This window comes from Rossellomorea sp. y25 (assembly GCF_038049935.1).
In the GTDB taxonomy this organism is placed as follows: Bacteria; Bacillota; Bacilli; order Bacillales; family Bacillaceae_B; genus Rossellomorea.
In genome coordinates, this window is record NZ_CP145886.1 from 3,175,312 (window position 1) to 3,189,182 (window position 13,871).

Below are 13,871 nucleotides of genomic sequence, written 5' to 3' on the forward strand. Positions count from 1 at the left end.
AACCGAGCCCGCACCCATATCCCTAAAAAAATAAAACTCTAACCGAAAGTCGGTTAGAGTTTTCGTTAAAGATATGCGATTAAGCTTCATTCGCAACTGGGTATACGCTCACTTTTTTCTTGTCACGACCCATGCGTTCGAAACGAACAACACCGTCGGTTTTAGCGAAAAGTGTATCGTCGCCACCACGGCCGACGTTTAGGCCTGGATAAATTTTCGTACCGCGTTGACGGTAAAGAATTGATCCACCAGTAACCATTTGACCGTCTGCACGCTTAGCACCAAGACGCTTTGAGATAGAGTCACGACCATTTTTAGTCGAACCTACTCCTTTTTTAGACGCAAAAAACTGAAGGTCTAATCTTAACATCTGTTCCACCTCCTACTTTTTGAAGGTTATTTTAATAAAATCACTATAGTCTCTTTCAATCGTTTGGAGGCTGATAAGCATGCTATTAAGTAGCAGCTGAATCTTGCTCTCTGTTTCTTCCGGAAGATCATCAGGGATGACACAGCGAAGAAATCCACCATCAGAGGATTGCTCAATGGCCGGTTCTACACCCGTTAACGCCATAATGGCATTAATACTGCCGAATGAAACAGCAGAAGCACCTGCACAAACAATGTCTTGCCCATTTTCGGCAAAATCAGCATGTCCATCCATTGAGAAAGAACGGATTCTTTTCCCCGATGAACGCTCTACGTAAACGTTAATCATGTCATCACGCCTTACGCGTTGATTTCGTCAATGACAACTTTAGTGTAAGGTTGACGGTGACCTTGCTTACGACGGTAGTTCTTTTTCGCTTTGTATTTAAATACTACAAGCTTTTTCGCGCGGCCTTGTTTTTCAACTTTCGCTGTTACAGTAGCTCCATCCACTAAAGGACTTCCTACTTTCACATCGTCACCACCAACGAATAGAACCTTGTCAAAAGTTACCGTATCGCCTTGCTCTGCGTTCAACTTTTCGATGTAGATTGCTTGACCAGCTTCTACACGGATTTGCTTACCACCTGTTTCGATAATTGCGTACATAATCGCACCTCCTTATAAACTCAGACTCGCCAATGACAGGTGTTGGATCACTCCACACTTTTGTACCTGTAATGAGCGGTTGTAGCACGGGTGCTACAATCAATAACATTAGAATCCTATCATAAAATTTGATGTACTGTCAATAACAATCACGAAATTCATATAATCTTTGTTACATGGTAATGAGGATGATCATGGGCGATTACTTTTATTGTGATCTTTTTACTCAACGCCTTTTCCAATCTTTGAAGATGGACATTCTGTTTTCCAGAAAAAACAGCTGCGACTTCCCGGGTCGCTTCCACTTCAATTTCGGAACCATCCTTCCCCTGCATTTCCCACAGTTCCCGTTCAAGCTGAAATGCCAGCGTCTCCGGCGTCATTTCCCTTCCTGTACCATGACATACCGAGCAAGGACGGGTCAAGTAGGCAGAAAGGGGCTGACGGGTCCTTTTTCGCGTCAATTCAAGAATGCCAAGGGAAGTGAAGCCTACAATCGTCGTGCGCTGCTTATCCGATACCAACGCATCAGAAAGTGCATCCATCACTTCCTTTTTGTGGCTTTCCTTTTTCATATCGATAAAATCAATTAAAATCATGCCGCCCAAATTACGGAGTGCGAGCTGCTTCGCCATTTCTTTTGCTGCTGATTTATTGGTTTGTAAAATGGTTTGCTCTAAATCGTCTTTACCCGTAAACTTACCGGAATTCACATCCACGACGGTCATGGCTTCTGTAGACTCAATGACGAGAAATGCCCCTTTATCAAGCCATACCACTTTTTTCAGTGCGTTCTCCCAAGCAGGGGCAACGTGATAATGACGAAAGATATTTTCATGACCCTGATAGAGTTCAAAGGTCCACTTATCTTTGATCCCGTGTCCGCTCATTTCCTCTAAATGAAGAAGGCTATCATAGTCATCGACCACAATTTTTCCTCCACTCCCCTTTTTCATTTGTTCAAGGAGATCTTCATGGAAAGTGTCCTGTTGCGATAAGAGTGAGGGGCATTTGGCTCTAAGAGATACCCGATGCAGACTTTCATATCGTGAACGTAATGACACGAGCTCCTCCTGTAACACTGCTTCTCCCGCTTCAGCAGCATCGGTACGCATGACAATGCCTTCTTCAGGCTTCTTCCACTCGTTCCCTAAGCGTCGTAATACCTTCCTGTTCTCTTCATCCACTTTTTTAGACACCGCCACGTAGTACCCTTGTGGCATGTACACAAGATGATTCCCTCTCAGCTCAATAACGGCCGTCAACCTTGCACCCTTCGTTCCAATTTCGTCCTTCATGACCTGCACGATGATTTTTTGACCTTCATGAACGCACTTCCCGATTGGTGTAGGAATGCTGCCAGTATGATACGCCTCGACGTTTTGCGGAAAGTCCTTTTCATGCAGATAGCCGTTTTTACCGTGACCAAAATCTACAAATGCTGCACCCAGTCCCTTTTGAACTTTAATGACTCTTCCCAAATAAATATTGCCCGTCAACGTTTCTTCGCCGGGCTGATATGTATGTAAACCTATGATTTCATTATTCGATCGGTATACCCACCGTTTTTCCCTGCTTTTACTATGAACAATTATTTCTTCCACAGCGGAAACCCCTTTTCTACAAAAAAAGTCATAAGAAAAAAGGGTTGAACCCAACCCTTTTATTAGTATGACCTTACTTTATACAGTTCCTCTTCATTCGTCAATAAAGGTAGAGAAGATCTTTCGTTTTGGCAGAGGTCATCTTTTCAGCGAAAAAGGCATGGAGGATCTCGTTTTCATCAAGCTTCCCCACTTCGATTCCTTTTTCGAATACAACCAATGGATGCTTCACTCCACGTTGAAATCTCTCTACTACCGTTAGAATCGAATCCTCCCCTTCGATGGGGAGGGGCTTCAATTCTACGAATTGATGACTCTTGCCGTAATACCTTTCTAACAAAAACTTCATAAACGCATATCGTCTCTGTTTCCAGTCCACCCAAAGGGAGAAATAGAGGAACGAAAGAACAATCCAAAGATTCAAATGAAGGGGAGCGGTTATGAGAACAATCAAATGAAACACTAATAATAAGCCAAATGAAAAGAGAAGCGTGTACTCATACGCTCTCAGATAATTAAACTTCGTGGCTAATAATAAAGAAACCATCTTCCCTCCATCCAATGGCCAGATGGGAAGGAGGTTAAATAATAGTACCATCATATTTAATTGAAGAAAAAGTGAGAAGGTTTCCTGGCTGATGACGCCTGTGCCCAAGAGCCCCCACCCTAAGGCAATCAGCCAAATATGCTGCAGGGGACCTGCTGCCACCACCCAGAACTCTTCCCGCAGTGAACGGTTTCCATGTTCATCCATCTCGGCAACGCCGCCAAATGGTAACAGTGCAATTCTCTTCACTCTCCAGGAAAAATAATGCGCCATCAATCCGTGCCCCAATTCATGAATGGTAATGATGATCAGAAGCAGAATCAGCTCAAAAAAGTGAGCTGTCATAATGGCTATGGCAATGACAAGCCAAAGCAAAGGGTGAACATAAAATTTTTTCATAAGTGTAATGATATTAGTCAAATGACATCACCTGTATCGGGTCGATAAATGTATCACCCATTTTTATCGCAAAATAAAACTCTCCTGTCACATCGTTCTGACTGCTTGTGGAAACCTTGCCTACAAGAGATCCCTTTTCAATCGATTCATACTGTTTCACATCAATTGACTCAAGATGGCCATACCAGGATTCTGATTTGTCTGCATGTTGAATGACGACTGTGTTCCCAAGCTCCTCTTTCTTACCTGCAAATATAATCAAGCCCCCCTTCATAGCTGCCACATCTTCACCTAAACCCGTTTGAAGCATGATTCCTTGTCCATTTGTTTTAAAATTCTCAACGACCTTCCCTGCCGCAGGTACGGCATATTCAGCACTTTGCGTTGAAGAGGATTCTTTCTTTGTATTACTGGCAGGTAATAAGGCTAATGGTTTTCCGAATTGATCCTCATACCACGTGGAAATGGCGGCAAATTGAAACTCTGTATCCATGGTTTTCGTGACAATTGATTTCGCCTCATTGAATACAGGTGAAGGACTCTTAAACATAATGGCCGTCACCAATACCATGATTCCGGCTCCAAGAATTTTTAGCATAAAGGTTTCCTTTTTAAACAAAGGATGCACTCCCTCAGGTGGCGGTCCGCCTTCAAAGCTTGTCTGGCGTTCCATTCCATAACGCTCCTCGTCCGATAGGAGGAAGTATGAAGGGTTCTGGCCTGAATTCGTTCTCTTTCGTTTCGCTATCCGCTTACGTATTTCATCCGCACGATTCCCCATGTACACCATTCCTTTTTATAAGGTATTGTTTCTTAACGTTTGGTTCATTTCTTGATGCATCACCCTATCCCGGAGTGATTCTATACTAATGGTTCTGTGTTCATGATGATGGACAAGGGATGTTAGATCCATATAAAAAGAGGTCCATTCGATTACACATGATTTGCTACAATGTATGACTTGTCCTTTAAGAATATTCATGGGGAGAATAAAAAAAGTCCCGGCAAAACGCACTATGCGCTTTACCGGGACTGATCATTATGCTTTTACACCGAACAACTTTTTAATTCTCGAAAAGACTCCAGCCCGTTCTTCTTCCAAGGACTGTAACGGAACAGATTCACCCAAAATTCTTCTGGCAATATTCCGGTAGGAAATAGAGGCTTTGCTTGTTGAATCAAGAGCGATCGGCTCACCTTTATTGGAAGATTTGATCACATTATCGTCATCGGCTACGATTCCAAGAAGGTCGATGGAAAGATGGGCTGTAATTTCATCCACATCCAACATTTCACCATTTTTCATCATATGATTGCGAATGCGGTTAATGACGAGTTTAGGCGGTTCAATATTCTCTTTTTCGAGTAAACCGATAATCCGATCCGCATCCCTAACAGCAGAAATTTCAGGTGTCGTGACGACAATCGCACGATCAGCACCTGCTACAGCGTTCTTATACCCCTGCTCAATTCCCGCAGGACAATCTATGATGATATAATCATAGTCTTGCTTTAAATCCAATACTAGCTTTTTCATTTGTTCAGGGTTAACAGCGGATTTATCACTTGTTTGTGCAGCTGGCAGTAAAAATAGTTTGTCTTCGAAACGCTTGTCTTTTACTAGAGCTTGATGTACTTTACAGCGGCCCTCTACAACGTCTACTAAGTCATAAATGATTCTGTTTTCGAGTCCCATCACCACATCCAGGTTTCTGAGGCCGATATCTGTATCAATTAAGCAAACCTTTTTGCCTTGTAGAGCTAATGCTGTACCAACATTGGCAGAAGTAGTCGTCTTTCCCACTCCACCTTTACCTGAAGTAACAACTATGGCTTCACCCACATTAGCTTCCTCCTTTAAAACTAGTAATATTTGGTCTAAGATGCTTTAAAACTTGTAATCGATCCACAACAATTTGCCCCTGATCGTCGACATACGCACATTCCATTTCGTGGTCATCGTCTTCCTCCACCCGATCAGGTGCCCGGTTCAAGGAATCCCCTATCCGGAGCTGGGACGGAACCATTTTCGATGCCACAATGACCGCCTCCTGGTTTCCATTGTGGCCGGCATGGGCAAGCCCTTTTAATGAACCCAATATGTAAATGTTCCCTCCAGCCAGAACTTTTCCCCCGGGATTGACATCGCCGACAATAAGGATGTCTCCTGGCACTTCCACGACTTGTCCCGACCGGATAACCCCGGTTAGAGTTTCTATATTTCGTTCATCTATGAGTTTCTCTGCATCATTCTTAGTAATCACATTACTCCATACTTCATTCACTACTAAATTGCGTTTTTGTCTTACAATCTCTTTCAACTCTTCTACTTGATCATCTGTTAAGTAGCGATTGCCTGTTTGAATATTGACCGTGAGGAGGGGAGTCCCTTCCGTTTCCCGGTAATGGGCAGACAGTTTATCGTCCAATTCCTTCTTCAACTCGCGAAAGGAGCATTGATCATTGAGATGAAGAGTCAGTCCTTCTTTTGTTCCTTTTATCATCACATTTGGCTTTTTATTCATGGCGCAAATTTTCACCTCAGTCGTCTATTAAATTCGACATAAGCTGTGTCATTTCCTCTTTTTATGAAAAAATTACTAATAGAATTTAATCTTCCAACCACTCTTTCCGTTTACGGAGGAGATAGTTCCTAAGTGGAAATGCCAAAACTATATAAAACAATATATTAAGGACCAATGTTGGCCACAAACGCCAGTCCACGAACTGCATAAACGTCAAATCGGTTCGCTGGATAATTAAATTGATTTGATACACCAAAAACTCTAAGACAGAAAGGTTCACAAGAGAAATGATTCCCAGTACAAAGAGGTTATTATGTAAAACCTTCATCATCTGGTGTGATAAAAAGATGACAAACGGAAAGAGCACTAAGTAAATTCCATTGATTTCAGTGTAATAAATATCAAATAGAAAGCCAAAGATGAAACCATAAAGCAACGCAGTTCGATACTGATAATACGCACAAATAAAGAACAGCACAATAATCAGAAAATGTGGAACAATGATTTTCTGATCAAACCATTCTTCATTAGGGAAAAGATGAACAAATAGACTTTCACTGTAAAAGAAAAGCAGGGTCATGAAAGGAAGGAGGAGCCTGCTAATCATTGCTCTTCCTCCTCAGAATCTACTTCCTGTTCTGTCACACCTTGAATTTCTCGGTCGATGACCATGACGTGCTCCAGGTGATAAAAATCAGCAGCAGGCTTTACATATGCCGTTTGAGTCAGGCCGTATTGATCCGGTTTCACTTCTTTTACTTCCCCGATAACCAGACCCTTAGGGAACACTCCTCCTAACCCGGAGGTCATCACTTTAGAGCCTTTGTCCACTTTCATATCGTTTGAAATCCGCTTAACTAGGATTTCTTTTTTATCACTGTCGTATCCTTCAATCCACCCGTTAATATCTTGTTCTTTCCCTTGAATCACTGTGGAAATCCGGTTTTTTGTATTATTTGTCGAAATTAATTCAACAGTGGATGAAAATTCATTTACGCTCTTAATCTTTCCAATCAATCCGGCCGATGAAATAACAGCCATGTCTGATTTAATTCCGTTCACTTCCCCTTTATCGATCGTCAGGAGCTCTTGCCAGCGATCCGGGTTTCTTGCAATGACGGTGGCTTGAATCGTGTTATAGGCACGAAGGTCTTCCTTCTTTTCAAGGACCGCTCTTAATTCAGTATTATCTTGTTTAAGGTCTTTCACTTTTGTTTCAAGCTTCACTAACTCATCTAAACGTGTTTTCAGCTTTTCATTTTCTGTGTATGTATTTTGAAGATCTTGAACGTTTTCAACAACTCCCGCTACATAATTAACAGGTTTTGAAACCAATGACTGTCCGAATCCTACCATATCTTTCACAAACTGCTCTGGCCAGCTGATGCTATCTCGCTCCCGCAAAGAAAATCCAATTAATCCCACAAGGACTATGACACTGACGAGCAGAATGATCAAACGTTTATTCAGGAAGAATTGTGGCATGATGTACACCTCAACCTTTTCTCATTCTAGTAAATACTATATCAAAAATCGCTTGTTTTTGATATCATTCGTCAAAATATTCATGGTTCTTCGAAAAAAGATGGGGCCGGCCTTAAGATTAAATCAGTAACCTTAAGGAGACGTCCCCCATACATTATCTATTATTATTTTCCCCGATTTTTAAAGAGATGAATGTGGTCAAGGGCTTTCCCTGTACCAATGGCCACACAATCCAGAGGCTCCTCAGCAATGAGGACCGGCATTTTCGTTTCATCACTGATCAGTTTGTCAAGATTACGAAGAAGGGCTCCGCCCCCTGTCAGCACAATTCCCCTGTCCATAATGTCAGCCGCGAGTTCTGGTGGTGTCTTCTCTAATGTACTCTTAACCGCATCGACAATCGTATATACAGTATCACGAAGGGCAGATGCAATTTCAACGGCCGTTATTTCTATCGTTTTCGGTAAACCTGTCAGAAGGTCACGCCCACGGATTTCCATCGCTTCGATTCCTTCAGAGTCCCCGGCAGAACCGACTTCCATCTTGATGTTTTCCGCTGTACGATCCCCGATCATCAGATTATACGTTTTGCGGATATAGTTGATGATGGCATCATCCATTTCATCCCCGGCAACACGGATCGACTGACTAGTCACAATCCCTCCTAAAGAGATGATCGCTACTTCCGTCGTTCCTCCACCAATATCCACGACCATACTTCCCGTTGGTTCCCATACTGGCAGGTTTGCGCCGATCGCAGCGGCAAAAGGTTCTTCGATCGTGTAAGCATCCCTTGCGCCAGCCTGTCTTGTTGCATCAATGACCGCTCTTTCTTCAACGCCCGTAATGCCTGACGGTACACAAACCATGACGTAAGGCTTACGTGAAAAAGCGCCTTTATTACGTGTCGCTTGTTTTATGTAGTACTTCATCATCGTGGCAGTTGTTTCGTAGTCCGCGATCACCCCATCCTTCATTGGGCGAAGCGCCACTACATTCCCCGGTGTTCTTCCGATCATGTTTTTAGCATCATTTCCGACTGCTACAATTTGCTTATTATCTGTTTGAAGTGCCACAACAGAAGGTTCGCGAACGACAATCCCTTTGCCTTTCACGTACACCAATGTGTTAGCTGTTCCTAAATCAATCCCTAAATCTTTCGTTCCAAACATGAATGGTATCTCCCTTTCTGATACAAATTGGCTGGTTTTTAACATTTTATATGTGTTTTCACAGGAGAGTTGTCCAATCACTCTCTATCCTCGTAATTTTCGTCACAATAATTGTACGTTCATGCATAACGAAAAGACTCATTCCCTTGTAGAATGACTCCCTTATTCACAGACTGCGTTATATAGAATCACCATATTGTTTGTAAAAATCATAAACTTTATTATATCGTAACCAGGAAAAAAATCATAGTGTCATAAATACCCTTTTTCCTTTAAACTGATAAACTTCTTCTCCCCTATTATAAGATGATCGAGTATATCAATACCAATGATTCGACCACATTCCACTAATCTTTTTGTCACTTCAATATCTTCCCTGCTTGGAGTCGGATCTCCCGATGGATGGTTATGAATACAAATGATTGATGCGGCGGATCGCCGAAAGGCTTCTTTGAAGACCTCCCGAGGGTGTACGATGGAGGCATTCAGACTTCCAATAAAGATGGTTTGTTTGTGGAGAACTTGATTCTTTGTGTTGAGGTATAAGCATATATACCTTACATAAATACAGTTATTTATTTGAGGCTATATTTCACTATAAAGGATTACCTCATGCCTAATACTTCGATCTTTTAACCACGCTGATAACTTCTTCTTACGGTCTTGGGTGTGGGTAAAAAAATAGAGAATGGGAGCACCGTTGAAATCTTTACGTATAAGTGGAAGAATCTCTGCATAATTGTTCACCTTCTTTCGATTATCTGCCATGTTCAACTTGTTATCAATCTCAATCAAATAGGTGTAGCCGTTTCGCGTGAAATAAGCGTCTGTAACAAGTTTTCTTTTGTTTGAAGGCTTTATCCCTTGGATGATTATATCTGTCCGTGATAGTGGTTCTGAGACTGTCTCGAAGGTGTGTTCGATATCCCAATCATGAGGTTGGTCGAAGTGGATATAAATATCGTTTCGCAATAGATAATGCTCGGTATTGAGGGACATGGTTACACTGTGTTCAGAGTCGATAAGCTTACGGCCCTTTTCATTGAGGTAGATCACCTTCTCTTTGTTCCAGTATTTTTGATGGGTGTATTCATTTAATCCATTGACAATTTTACAGGCATTCCGGTAGCTCCCTAATTTATGAGTGTGCTGCAGGTGTTTAATCTTCACTATCCCTAATCGGTCGATAGTCATTAATAGACTTTCTAGTTTTTCCTGTTTCATGTTCTCCCTCCATCATCTTATATATCATTTTATCGTCAATGTACGGTACTTGGACTGTGCGTTTCTTCTCGACCATATATATGGCCCTTCCCGGGATAGAAGGTAGATCTTCAGCCCCCACTTCATCCAATAACACTTGGCTTGCAATACGTGACGCACATATAAATGACATACGAGCGACAATGTTCATCTTTACTTGCATAGGGACCGCTTCTTTCGTGGGATACTGGGTCGCATAGATCAATCTCATCCCAACCGCCCCACCTATACGAGCAATTTCACTAAGGGCAGCTTGGCAGAACTCTGCGTATTGCTTCACTTTCTTATCCTTTACAGTGTTCGGTGATAATTCAGCCCCCTCATCCACAATAATGAATGTCCGTTTCTTGATTGGAGTATCCAGGATGTTTGTATAACCTTTATCACGGAACATTAATTCCCTTCGCTTCAATTCATCTGTCACGTTTATAAGTGTCTCTGCTGCTTCGTATACGTCACAGGCGACATCTTTTACCTGCGGGAAAGCTTTATACTTATAGAACTCTAAACCGGCCTTTAAATCGAGTATATAGAATTCTACATTCTCCCCCATGTTCATCATGAGCGTGTGGAATGTCTCTTTCATAAAAACCGTTTTACCGAATCGAGTCACCCCGCCTACAAGCATGTGAGGGTAATGATCGAAGTTGTGGTACAGTACCCCTTGATGATTCTTACCTATCGGGACTTCCCAAGTTCCAGGTTGGATCAGTGATTCATCGTAATTCCATTTAGTAGGAAGTTTCTCTTTAAACACCCTCAATTTTAGCACCCCCTCATATTCGTACTCTACTTCCCTATTAAGAGCTTCTTTTAATGCCGGCAGTATAGCTTTAAATTCATCACTCGGCATCCCTGTAGGTAACGTATAAATGTATGTGATGTGTGTTCCTCTGTCATGAGTGGATTTTAGTTTAGGGTAAATAAGGTTATCGCCTTTTTTGAAGCATATATTACGATTGACTAGGACCTGTTGAATGGTACGTTTATCGTTTTTCTTCCGAGGGATAAGGGCAGCTCCTACGATAACGGCTGGAATGGCAAGAAGTTCGATCATCTACTCATGCAGTCCGTACACATATCACCATAAAAATCATCCTTATCTCTACCACACCATCTACAGTATCTCCACAAAATTAAAATCATGAAAATCACACTCCTGTTTTTACGATGAGAAGCATCGGAAAAAAATATATGATAATATATCAAGTTGATTGAACATAGACGAGCCATGACAAGAAGGACAATATATATATCAATAGGTATCTTTTTCATTGACTCATTCACTACAAGAACAGTTTACTGACCAGTGAAATGAGCTTGAGAAACGCACCGGCTTTGATTACCTCGACCAGGATCACGAGTAAGTCCTCATTAATGGACAACCCGTTCTTTTCAAGTGCTGTAATGACTAATAAACCACCTCCAAATATTCCAGTTGCGACTATTCCGAATGTAAAAGGCTCTATTGCGATCATCTCCTTTCTGACTTTGTATATTTCAATGTATGCAATAAAGAACTATGAATGTATGTACAAGTGAAATTTAATTACATTAAAGGGGATTTATTTTTCAGCGTGGAATAAGACAAGTGAGGTGATAGTATGATATGTAAGTTAGAGGGTTACATAAAAGAAAGTGGATTACGAAAAGATTTTATTGCAAATAAGATAGGTGTGAGCGTTAGAATGCTTCGAAAATATGAAAAAGGAGAGAGTCTGCCTCCATTAGATAAAGCATTTATTCTGGCCGATTTATTAGGTGTGAAAGTCGATGATCTTTACAGGAGGGACAAAGGGTGAATTTCGATATGAAATTACATATAAAAATTGAGGACACCGGTATACTCCGATTTAATCGATTCAGCTGCAGAAGAGATAAATTGCCTGAACTGGCTTCTAAGTGGAAGTATCAAGTATGGAGAGAACATGGTTGCCGAGAGATGCTTGTTGAGAAGATCCTGGTTAATGAAGATGAAGATATTAAAGATGAGGTGAAGGAGTATGAAGAAAACGAGGGAAGAGGTCATCTCCCGTTTTAAAGAGATGGGATTAGATCCGGATAAGGTCTATGATGCCGTGTGTACAATCGATGACATGGCCAAATTGATTAAAGAAGAAGTAAAAGAAAAAGCCCCTCTCGATTGAGAAGGGCTAATTTTTATTCTACACGGATATATTTTTCATTGGCTGTTACATAGAAAGTCTTACCTTTGGAGTTCTTCACTTCAAACTGATAAGCATCGTCCACTTTCAATTTCCTTATGATCGTTGGGAATCCATAACCTTTTGTAAGATAGTCCACTACATCCTTATCATCCCAAGATGGCTTAGAGTAAAATCTTAGTTTGGCCACTTTACACTCTGCCCTTTTACCTAAATAGGATGATGATCCGCTTAATGTTAATTTATCCCCAGGATGAATCACATCAGACTTTAATCCGTTCAATGTTTTCAACTCATTCACCGAAAGATGATTGTCCTTAGCAATCCCCCAAAGAGTATCACCAGACTTTACTGTATGAACGCATGAAGATGATGAAGGAGAAAGATCCTTTAAAAGATAATCTAATGGATCCACAGCTTTGCTCTTACCAATGTTCCATCTGCCTTTATGCATCTCAAAGTGAAGATGCTGGCCAAAAGAATACCCTGTGTTCCCCATGATTCCAATTGGCTGCCCCTGCCTTACATGGTCCCCTTCTTTTACCTTCCGGGACCCGGATCTCATGTGTGCGTATACCGTTTCGAATTCTTGTCCATTTATATCATGCAGAATAAACACACACTCGCCGTAAGAGGAAGATAGGTACGATTTAGACACTCTGCCACTTGCTGATGCTACAACCTCATTTACGCCGCCCTGAGCAATATCTATTCCATTGTGAATTCTGGCAACACCATTCAGAAAGTCTTTACCAAAACGAGAAGTGATCTTACCTTTTGCTGGATAAATAAATTCCATTACAAATCCCTCTTTTCTTGGGCATATTTAATACCTGCTACTGTTCCGACACCCAACATGGCATACTTGATTCCTTCTAACATCACGTCAAAGTCAAAATGCTTATACTCAAAGGAAGCGAATCCGAGACCTAAAAAAAGCCCCACAACAGGGATTAAACTGTTTGGAACTTTACCAGATTCACGAATCACATAAAGGATAAACGCCAGGGCAACATAAGCCCCAAAATCTAAAGATAATAGTTGTTCCACTTTACATTCCCCCTTTAAATAATTGAAATGCTCCATAAAAAATGGCTACGGATCCGCCGATCAATGCGACTATAAATGCATTGGTAACGGCTCGTCGTAACCACTTGGTATTTTCTTTAATTTCACCTAAGTCTTGTTTTACATATTCAAGATCTTTACCTTGTAAGAGGACTTCTTGCTCCAACTTTTGCAACCTGCTGTCAGTAGCCTGCTTCCACAGTTCATTCATGTCTGCTTCCTCCAATTTTATCACTCCCTTTTCAAGCAATAAAAAAGACACCTCTATTGGTGCCTTATCTCTATGTTATTAATCATTGAAGTTGTGTAATGGTGTATCAGTGCTTTCTAATGGGAATTGACCTTTAAATGTATCAAATCTCATCAGATCCGCTACAGTTGGATATTTATCTTCATGGTACCAGTGAAGTTTCGGTAAATTGTCCTGTACCACTTCTTCTTGCTGCTGTTCAGTTTGAGTCACTTGATCGTTACTTTTTAGATTCAACACCAACAATAAACCTCCCATAAATAATCCGCCTGCCAATAGAATGGACACTACTTTTCTCACATTCATTCCTCCGCTCAATAAATTATTTATTGCTTATATATACGCAGGATATGAA

Annotated in this window: 21 protein-coding genes, 1 pseudogene and 1 other annotated feature; of the genes and pseudogenes, 3 read left to right on the plus strand and 19 right to left on the minus strand. The window is 41.3% G+C overall.

The genetic code is table 11. The features are described 5' to 3' along the window. Positions 1 to 79 precede the first annotated feature (79 nt). The 15 genes and pseudogenes from rpmA to AAEM60_RS16170 form a co-directional block, all read right to left on the minus strand. Positions 80 to 370, minus strand: coding sequence for a 50S ribosomal protein L27 (rpmA, locus tag AAEM60_RS16100; RefSeq protein WP_044339518.1), 291 nt, complete (start codon positions 368 to 370; stop codon positions 80 to 82). Between the two features lie 12 nt (positions 371 to 382). Next, on the minus strand, positions 383 to 718 hold the full coding sequence (locus AAEM60_RS16105) for a ribosomal-processing cysteine protease Prp (protein WP_299738748.1): 336 nt from the start codon (positions 716 to 718) through the stop codon (positions 383 to 385). An 11-nt stretch (positions 719 to 729) separates the two neighbouring features. Further along, positions 730 to 1,038 (minus strand): 50S ribosomal protein L21, encoded by a 309-nt coding sequence (rplU, locus tag AAEM60_RS16110; protein WP_034757222.1) that lies wholly within the window; start codon positions 1,036 to 1,038, stop codon positions 730 to 732. A 12-nt stretch (positions 1,039 to 1,050) separates the two neighbouring features. Further along, positions 1,051 to 1,129, minus strand: a sequence feature (ribosomal protein L21 leader region). A 67-nt stretch (positions 1,130 to 1,196) separates the two neighbouring features. Continuing rightward, positions 1,197 to 2,642, minus strand: coding sequence for an Rne/Rng family ribonuclease (locus AAEM60_RS16115; RefSeq protein ID WP_341356625.1), 1,446 nt, complete (start codon positions 2,640 to 2,642; stop codon positions 1,197 to 1,199). A 100-nt stretch (positions 2,643 to 2,742) separates the two neighbouring features. Beyond that, positions 2,743 to 3,609, minus strand: coding sequence for a M50 family metallopeptidase (locus AAEM60_RS16120; protein WP_299738755.1), 867 nt, complete (start codon positions 3,607 to 3,609; stop codon positions 2,743 to 2,745). Then, on the minus strand, positions 3,602 to 4,369 hold the full coding sequence (locus AAEM60_RS16125) for a M23 family metallopeptidase (RefSeq protein WP_299738756.1): 768 nt from the start codon (positions 4,367 to 4,369) through the stop codon (positions 3,602 to 3,604). The genes AAEM60_RS16120 and AAEM60_RS16125 overlap by 8 nt, the downstream gene beginning before the upstream one ends. Positions 4,370 to 4,627: 258 nt before the next feature. Then, complete coding sequence (gene minD, locus AAEM60_RS16130; protein WP_299738758.1) at positions 4,628 to 5,431, minus strand: septum site-determining protein MinD; 804 nt, start codon at positions 5,429 to 5,431, stop codon at positions 4,628 to 4,630. Between the two features lies 1 nt (position 5,432). Beyond that, entirely contained in the window at positions 5,433 to 6,113 is a 681-nt protein-coding gene (gene minC, locus AAEM60_RS16135; RefSeq protein WP_299738760.1) for a septum site-determining protein MinC, read from the minus strand. 85 nt (positions 6,114 to 6,198) lie between these two features. Further along, positions 6,199 to 6,720 (minus strand): rod shape-determining protein MreD, encoded by a 522-nt coding sequence (gene mreD, locus AAEM60_RS16140; RefSeq protein WP_299738762.1) that lies wholly within the window; start codon positions 6,718 to 6,720, stop codon positions 6,199 to 6,201. Further along, on the minus strand, positions 6,717 to 7,598 hold the full coding sequence (gene mreC, locus AAEM60_RS16145; protein ID WP_299738764.1) for a rod shape-determining protein MreC: 882 nt from the start codon (positions 7,596 to 7,598) through the stop codon (positions 6,717 to 6,719). Before mreC ends, mreD begins: the two co-directional genes overlap by 4 nt. A 164-nt stretch (positions 7,599 to 7,762) precedes the next feature. After that, a complete protein-coding gene (locus AAEM60_RS16150) occupies positions 7,763 to 8,770 on the minus strand; it encodes a rod shape-determining protein (protein WP_299738767.1) in 1,008 nt (335 codons plus the stop codon). Between the two features lie 252 nt (positions 8,771 to 9,022). After that, a pseudogene (gene radC / locus AAEM60_RS16155) lies at positions 9,023 to 9,325 on the minus strand (DNA repair protein RadC); the annotation flags it as partial. 30 nt (positions 9,326 to 9,355) lie between these two features. Further along, positions 9,356 to 9,994, minus strand: a complete 639-nt coding sequence (locus tag AAEM60_RS16160) for a hypothetical protein (protein WP_341356626.1) — start codon at positions 9,992 to 9,994, stop codon at positions 9,356 to 9,358. Then, positions 9,930 to 11,090: an FtsK/SpoIIIE domain-containing protein gene (locus tag AAEM60_RS16165; RefSeq protein ID WP_341356627.1), complete on the minus strand. Its 1,161-nt coding sequence runs from the start codon at positions 11,088 to 11,090 to the stop codon at positions 9,930 to 9,932. The genes AAEM60_RS16160 and AAEM60_RS16165 overlap by 65 nt, the downstream gene beginning before the upstream one ends. A 229-nt stretch (positions 11,091 to 11,319) precedes the next feature. Further along, a complete protein-coding gene (locus AAEM60_RS16170) occupies positions 11,320 to 11,511 on the minus strand; it encodes a hypothetical protein (RefSeq protein WP_341356628.1) in 192 nt (63 codons plus the stop codon). Positions 11,512 to 11,637: 126 nt separating this feature from the next. On the opposite strand from AAEM60_RS16170, the gene AAEM60_RS16175 reads away from it, so the two are divergent. The 3 genes from AAEM60_RS16175 to AAEM60_RS16185 are packed head-to-tail and all read left to right on the plus strand — an operon-like array spanning position 11,638 to position 12,180. Beyond that, positions 11,638 to 11,835 (plus strand): helix-turn-helix transcriptional regulator, encoded by a 198-nt coding sequence (locus tag AAEM60_RS16175; protein WP_341356629.1) that lies wholly within the window; start codon positions 11,638 to 11,640, stop codon positions 11,833 to 11,835. After that, positions 11,832 to 12,074, plus strand: coding sequence for a hypothetical protein (locus AAEM60_RS16180; protein WP_341356630.1), 243 nt, complete (start codon positions 11,832 to 11,834; stop codon positions 12,072 to 12,074). The genes AAEM60_RS16175 and AAEM60_RS16180 overlap by 4 nt, the downstream gene beginning before the upstream one ends. Beyond that, positions 12,037 to 12,180: a hypothetical protein gene (locus AAEM60_RS16185; protein WP_341356631.1), complete on the plus strand. Its 144-nt coding sequence runs from the start codon at positions 12,037 to 12,039 to the stop codon at positions 12,178 to 12,180. The genes AAEM60_RS16180 and AAEM60_RS16185 overlap by 38 nt, the downstream gene beginning before the upstream one ends. 13 nt (positions 12,181 to 12,193) lie before the next feature. Here AAEM60_RS16185 and AAEM60_RS16190 read toward each other — a convergent pair whose 3' ends face one another. The 4 genes from AAEM60_RS16190 to AAEM60_RS16205 all read right to left on the minus strand — a co-directional run bounded on the left by AAEM60_RS16190 (position 12,194) and on the right by AAEM60_RS16205 (position 13,816). Then, the gene (locus tag AAEM60_RS16190; protein WP_341356632.1) at positions 12,194 to 12,997 is read right to left on the minus strand and encodes a peptidoglycan DD-metalloendopeptidase family protein; all 804 of its coding nucleotides are present in this window, start codon (positions 12,995 to 12,997) and stop codon (positions 12,194 to 12,196) included. Beyond that, positions 12,997 to 13,248: a hypothetical protein gene (locus AAEM60_RS16195; protein WP_341356633.1), complete on the minus strand. Its 252-nt coding sequence runs from the start codon at positions 13,246 to 13,248 to the stop codon at positions 12,997 to 12,999. The genes AAEM60_RS16190 and AAEM60_RS16195 overlap by 1 nt, the downstream gene beginning before the upstream one ends. Position 13,249: 1 nt before the next feature. Then, positions 13,250 to 13,477 carry a hemolysin XhlA family protein gene (locus tag AAEM60_RS16200; RefSeq protein ID WP_341356634.1) on the minus strand — a complete coding sequence of 76 codons (228 nt, stop codon included), beginning with the start codon at positions 13,475 to 13,477 and terminating at the stop codon, positions 13,250 to 13,252. A gap of 78 nt (positions 13,478 to 13,555) precedes the next feature. Continuing rightward, positions 13,556 to 13,816 (minus strand): hypothetical protein, encoded by a 261-nt coding sequence (locus AAEM60_RS16205; RefSeq protein ID WP_341356635.1) that lies wholly within the window; start codon positions 13,814 to 13,816, stop codon positions 13,556 to 13,558. Between the last annotated feature and the right edge of the window lie 55 nt (positions 13,817 to 13,871).

Excerpts from the sequence above, each read along its gene's own strand:
- rpmA (WP_044339518.1), bottom strand. The coding sequence starts at position 370 with ATGTTAAGATTAGACCTTCAGTTTTTTGCGTCTAAAAAAGGAGTAGGT.
- AAEM60_RS16105 (WP_299738748.1), bottom strand. The coding sequence starts at position 718 with ATGATTAACGTTTACGTAGAGCGTTCATCGGGGAAAAGAATCCGTTCT.
- rplU (WP_034757222.1), bottom strand. The coding sequence starts at position 1,038 with ATGTACGCAATTATCGAAACAGGTGGTAAGCAAATCCGTGTAGAAGCT.
- AAEM60_RS16125 (WP_299738756.1), bottom strand. The coding sequence starts at position 4,369 with ATGGGGAATCGTGCGGATGAAATACGTAAGCGGATAGCGAAACGAAAG.
- minC (WP_299738760.1), bottom strand. The coding sequence starts at position 6,113 with ATGAATAAAAAGCCAAATGTGATGATAAAAGGAACAAAAGAAGGACTG.
- mreD (WP_299738762.1), bottom strand. The coding sequence starts at position 6,720 with ATGATTAGCAGGCTCCTCCTTCCTTTCATGACCCTGCTTTTCTTTTAC.
- mreC (WP_299738764.1), bottom strand. The coding sequence starts at position 7,598 with ATGCCACAATTCTTCCTGAATAAACGTTTGATCATTCTGCTCGTCAGT.
- AAEM60_RS16150 (WP_299738767.1), bottom strand. The coding sequence starts at position 8,770 with ATGTTTGGAACGAAAGATTTAGGGATTGATTTAGGAACAGCTAACACA.
- AAEM60_RS16160 (WP_341356626.1), bottom strand. The coding sequence starts at position 9,994 with ATGAAACAGGAAAAACTAGAAAGTCTATTAATGACTATCGACCGATTA.
- AAEM60_RS16165 (WP_341356627.1), bottom strand. The coding sequence starts at position 11,090 with ATGATCGAACTTCTTGCCATTCCAGCCGTTATCGTAGGAGCTGCCCTT.
- AAEM60_RS16170 (WP_341356628.1), bottom strand. The coding sequence starts at position 11,511 with ATGATCGCAATAGAGCCTTTTACATTCGGAATAGTCGCAACTGGAATA.
- AAEM60_RS16175 (WP_341356629.1), top strand. The coding sequence starts at position 11,638 with ATGATATGTAAGTTAGAGGGTTACATAAAAGAAAGTGGATTACGAAAA.
- AAEM60_RS16185 (WP_341356631.1), top strand. The coding sequence starts at position 12,037 with ATGAAGAAAACGAGGGAAGAGGTCATCTCCCGTTTTAAAGAGATGGGA.
- AAEM60_RS16190 (WP_341356632.1), bottom strand. The coding sequence starts at position 12,997 with ATGGAATTTATTTATCCAGCAAAAGGTAAGATCACTTCTCGTTTTGGT.
- AAEM60_RS16200 (WP_341356634.1), bottom strand. The coding sequence starts at position 13,477 with ATGAATGAACTGTGGAAGCAGGCTACTGACAGCAGGTTGCAAAAGTTG.